Genomic DNA, 258 nt, shown 5'->3' with positions numbered 1-258 from the left:
GGGCACGTGGTTGAGCTTGGTGCCCGTCAGGTTCTGGAACAGCACCAGCGCCAGGTGATCATCGGTGCCCACGCCGGTCGAGCCATAGCTGATCGAACCCGGCTTCTCGCGTGCCGCCTTGATCAAGGCGTCCAGCGTCTGGTACGGACTGTCGGCGGCGACGCTGAAGGCGCTGGGATCGCGCACCAGGTTGGCCAGGTAGGTGAAGTCGGCCGTGGTGAAGCCGGCCTTGCGTTCGATCGGCAGCGACACCAGCCC

General features: G+C 66.3%; 1 protein-coding gene. It reads right to left on the bottom strand.

All coding sequences use genetic code 11. The features are described from left to right. On the bottom strand, positions 1-258 hold a 258-nt coding region (locus tag SB764_RS42020), incomplete at both ends, for a tripartite tricarboxylate transporter substrate-binding protein (RefSeq protein WP_410867039.1).

It is taken from the genome of Paraburkholderia sp. SIMBA_027 (genome assembly GCF_046535315.1).
In the GTDB taxonomy this organism is placed as follows: Bacteria; Pseudomonadota; Gammaproteobacteria; order Burkholderiales; family Burkholderiaceae; genus Paraburkholderia; species Paraburkholderia tropica.
Note: the sequence above shows the minus strand (reverse complement) of the source record. Positions and strands in the feature narration are given on the sequence as shown.